This window comes from Nostoc cf. edaphicum LEGE 07299 (assembly GCF_015207245.1).
Taxonomy (GTDB): domain Bacteria; phylum Cyanobacteriota; class Cyanobacteriia; order Cyanobacteriales; family Nostocaceae; genus Nostoc; species Nostoc edaphicum_B.
In genome coordinates this window covers 1-3,683 of the sequence record NZ_JADEXF010000625.1, presented here as the reverse complement: position 1 = coordinate 3,683, position 3,683 = coordinate 1, and the positions used below count along the sequence as shown (strand labels likewise).

3 protein-coding genes and 2 pseudogenes are annotated in these 3,683 nt (G+C 44.4%); all 5 read right to left on the bottom strand.

The window, feature by feature from the left end; translation table 11 throughout:
- Positions 1–120: 120 nt before the first annotated feature.
- Positions 121–366: pseudogene (locus tag IQ229_RS24895) on the bottom strand (ribulose bisphosphate carboxylase small subunit); the annotation flags it as partial.
- A gap of 105 nt (positions 367–471) precedes the next feature.
- Positions 472–2,127, bottom strand: a pseudogene (locus IQ229_RS17975) (ribulose bisphosphate carboxylase small subunit); the annotation flags it as partial.
- A gap of 106 nt (positions 2,128–2,233) precedes the next feature.
- Positions 2,234–2,536 carry a EutN/CcmL family microcompartment protein gene (locus IQ229_RS17970; protein ID WP_094327600.1) on the bottom strand — a complete coding sequence of 101 codons (303 nt, stop codon included), beginning with the start codon at positions 2,534–2,536 and terminating at the stop codon, positions 2,234–2,236.
- A 6-nt stretch (positions 2,537–2,542) separates the two neighbouring features.
- Complete coding sequence (locus IQ229_RS17965) at positions 2,543–2,887, bottom strand: carbon dioxide-concentrating mechanism protein CcmK (RefSeq protein ID WP_010995041.1); 345 nt, start codon at positions 2,885–2,887, stop codon at positions 2,543–2,545.
- 92 nt (positions 2,888–2,979) lie between these two features.
- Positions 2,980–3,288 carry a carbon dioxide-concentrating mechanism protein CcmK gene (locus IQ229_RS17960; protein ID WP_012410633.1) on the bottom strand — a complete coding sequence of 103 codons (309 nt, stop codon included), beginning with the start codon at positions 3,286–3,288 and terminating at the stop codon, positions 2,980–2,982.
- Positions 3,289–3,683 lie beyond the last annotated feature (395 nt).

Here is a 3,683-nt window from a genome sequence, read left to right as displayed (position 1 = left end):
GCTGAGTTCTGAGTGCTGAGTGCTGAGTAATTAGTATCTTCTAAAATCTGAGTTTACAGTTGGTGTGACTAGTGTCTTTAAAGTGCTAACTCAGCACTCAGCACTTTTAACTCAGCACTACTACGGTCGTTGAATAATCGTTTCTAATACGCGACGCTTGGCTTTGGGGTCAACACCAATTAAGCGCACATATTCCCCTTGGTATTCGCCGAGTTGTTTTTCTACGGCGGCGATCGCTTCTCTTTCTGAGGAGGCTTGAATTTGACCGATACTAGTCCAGGAACCTGTACGGAATCGCCGTTGATCTACGTGTTCAATGCTAATTTTTGAACCGCTAGCCAATAATTGCCGGAGTTGGCCTACTACTTCACTACTCAAGCGGGTAGCAGTAGCTGTTGCTGTTGCTGTAGCAGAGGGTGCTGCACTAGTAGTAAATGATTTCTGACTGCCAGAGGAGGCTGCTTGACCATTTGGACGTTGGATAATGGTCTCTAATACCCGCCGTTTAGCTTTAGGGTCAATACCAATTAAGCGTACATATTCCCCTGGATATTCGCCGAGTTGTCCTTCTACGGCTGCGATCGCTTCTCTTTCTGAGGAGGCTTGAATTTGACCGGTACTAGTCCAGGAACCTGTACGGAAGCGACGCTCATCTACGTGTTCAAGGCTAATTTTCGATCCGCCAGCCAATAAATGCCGGAGTTGGTCTATTACTTCACTACTCAAGCGGTTACTGCTAGCTGTTCCCGTTCCAGAGGGTGCTGCACTAGTAGTGAATGATTTCTGACCACCAGAGGAAGCTACTTGACCATTTGGACGTTGGATAATAGTCTCTAATACCCGCCGTTTGGCTTTAGTGTCAATACCGATTAAACGTACATACTCACCTTGATGGCTTGCTATGCATTCTTCCAAAGCGGAGATAACTTGATTTGTGGAAGTTGCATCAATTGGCTTACAACTAGTCCAGGAACCAGTACGGAAACGACGCTCATCTACGTGTTCCATGCCAATTTTGTAACCACCTGCCAAGAGTTGGCGGATTTGCTCTAGAGTTTCGCCACTGACCTTGCCACTGCTAGAACCGTTACCGTTACCGTTACCATTACTACTGCTGTAACTGCTATTGCTACGACCAGTCGGCGCTTTAAAGCTGCTAGCTGGTTTTGCATCATCATCGGGACGTTGGATGACGCTTTCTAGCACACGTCGTCTATCTTTGTCAATCCCAAACAATCGGACATACTCGCCGCTATGGTCATTTAGACAGCTTTCTAATGCTGCGATCGCTTCACCAAGCGATCGCGGTTCGATTGGTTGACAACTAGTCCAAGAACCCGTACGGAAACGTCTTTGGTCTACGTGCTCCGTACCAATTTTATACCCTTGCCCCAATAGATACCGTAACTGATCTATTGTTTCTGCACCCAAGCTATTGCTCGACACTTCACTACTCCTTTCCAACTCTAAAACAGTAATACCATTACCTGTATAAGGTTTAGCGTTCTCATCCCTGATGGGTGCTATACATTTAGTATCCGCAGCACAGAGATAACCAGCTCGTAATGCCTGATTAATTCCAACCACATGATGAGCAAATTCTTTATCCTGATCTTGCACATCTGGCAAGCGATCGGCTTGCTGCTGGCTGGTAATTATCGCTCCCGAAGGTACATACTTACCAGAGGGAATCTCTACGTCTTGAATCAAAGCGTGCATCATTACGATGCAACCTGCACCCACCCTGGCATTAAACACCGTAGAGCGAAAGCCAATGAAGGAATTATCACCTACATAAGCTGGCCCGTGAATTAGAGCCATGTGGGTAATGCAAGCATTTTTACCAATCCATACTGAGTATTTATTTTGGTCATCGCCAATTACTCGGCCTTGCTCCAACCCATGAATGACAACACCATCTTGAATATTGGTGTTTTCACCCAGATAAAAAGGTGTGCCTTCATCCGCTCTAATCGTAGTCCCCGGAGCAACGATTACATTTGCACCTATTCGTACATCCCCAATCAGATTGGAGAATGAATGTACAAAAGCAGTTTCATCGATTTTGGGTTCAGCTAAATTCCTTGACCACGGGGTTGGGGGTGCCGCCGTGCTGCGGACTGCCATCGCGAGATTCCTCCTGTATTGTCATTTGTCAGTTGTCATTTGTCATTTGTCCTTTGTCATTTGTCGAGAACTAATGACTAATGACTAATGACTAAATGACCAATGACTATCGATATTGATCTTTTTTGCTGTAAATGAGGCGATCTTCAACGTAAATAGTATCTATGATCGCCACCACTGCTGCATCCAATGGACGCTGTTCATTGCCAACAACTTGACGAGCGGCACTACCACGAGTGATGAGTACCCACTCATCTACTCCTGCTCCCACAATATCTGCTGCTACTTCATACTCTGGTAGGATATTGCCGTTTTCATCTACTAATTGTAACAATAGTAGTTTCACACCTCTAAGAGTTGGATCTTTTTGGGTGCTAACTACTGTGCCGCGAACTTTGGCAATTTGCATTACAAATTACGGTCTTCTACCAAAAGGACGAATTGCGTTCACATTTTCCCGGAACTGCTCTACGTCTTCGGTATAACGAATTGGGAGGACGTATTCCAAGTTTTCGTGAGGACGAGCAATGATATGAGTAGACAGCACTTGTCCACCATTAACTCGCTTTACAGATTCAACTCCTGCGGCCACAGAAGCTTGCACTTCTGAAACGTCACCCCGAACAATTACCGTCACCCGACCACTACCGATTTTTTCATAACCTACTAAAGTGACACGAGCCGCTTTCACCATCGCATCAGCGGCTTCCACCACTGCTGGAAAGCCTAGCGTTTCAACCATTCCCACTGCAATTGACATTAGTTTTAATCCCTATTTCAAAGTTTTTAGCCTTGGACAAAAGTGATGCTCTTTGCCTGAAAAGAGCGTTAATTACTTTGTTTAAACAGCTTTTAAGTACGGAATTGTTCCACCGCTTCTGTGTAACGTATCGGCAAGACGTATTCCAGGTTTTCGTGAGGACGAGCAATGATATGAGTGGATAACACTTCACCACCAAAGACTCTTTTTGCCGCTTCAACCCCAGCTGCTACAGAAGCTTGCACTTCCGATACATCTCCCCGAACTATCACGGTGACGCGAGCGCTACCAATTTTTTCATACCCTACTAAGGTGACACGGGCGGCTTTCACCATCGCATCAGCAGCTTCCACCACTGCTGGAAAGCCCTTCGTTTCAATCATTCCAACTGCAATTGGCATCGCAGAACTCCTACAAAATTAATGCAATCTGTACTGTCGTTTGAATTTTTTGACGGGGAGAGCCTGATCTTATAGCTAAGAAAACACTTCCAAATTAAGCATAGGAAAGCTTGGCGTTCCTGGCAATATAAATTACTATAATAGTTTATGATAAGAAAGTTTTAAAAAACTTAACAAAAAGTTATCTGGGTATCTGAGCAATTAAAGTTTACAGATTCCTTGAGCTGGCACTTATGCTTTATAATTTCTTTATCACATTTACAAAACGACATTCATAACCAAGGCTAATCCTATCTGATGAAGGGTAAGCAGCGGCTGTATGTTTTGCTGTATCTATCTTTCCTCAAATATTTCTAAGTGTACAATGACTAGGTGAAACATATATAACTTTTTCA

Bases quoted from the DNA above. Each gene is read 5' to 3' on its own strand.
- IQ229_RS17960 (WP_012410633.1), bottom strand. From the start codon at position 3,288: ATGCCAATTGCAGTTGGAATGATTGAAACGAAGGGCTTTCCAGCAGTG.
- IQ229_RS17965 (WP_010995041.1), bottom strand. From the start codon at position 2,887: ATGTCAATTGCAGTGGGAATGGTTGAAACGCTAGGCTTTCCAGCAGTG.
- IQ229_RS17970 (WP_094327600.1), bottom strand. From the start codon at position 2,536: ATGCAAATTGCCAAAGTTCGCGGCACAGTAGTTAGCACCCAAAAAGAT.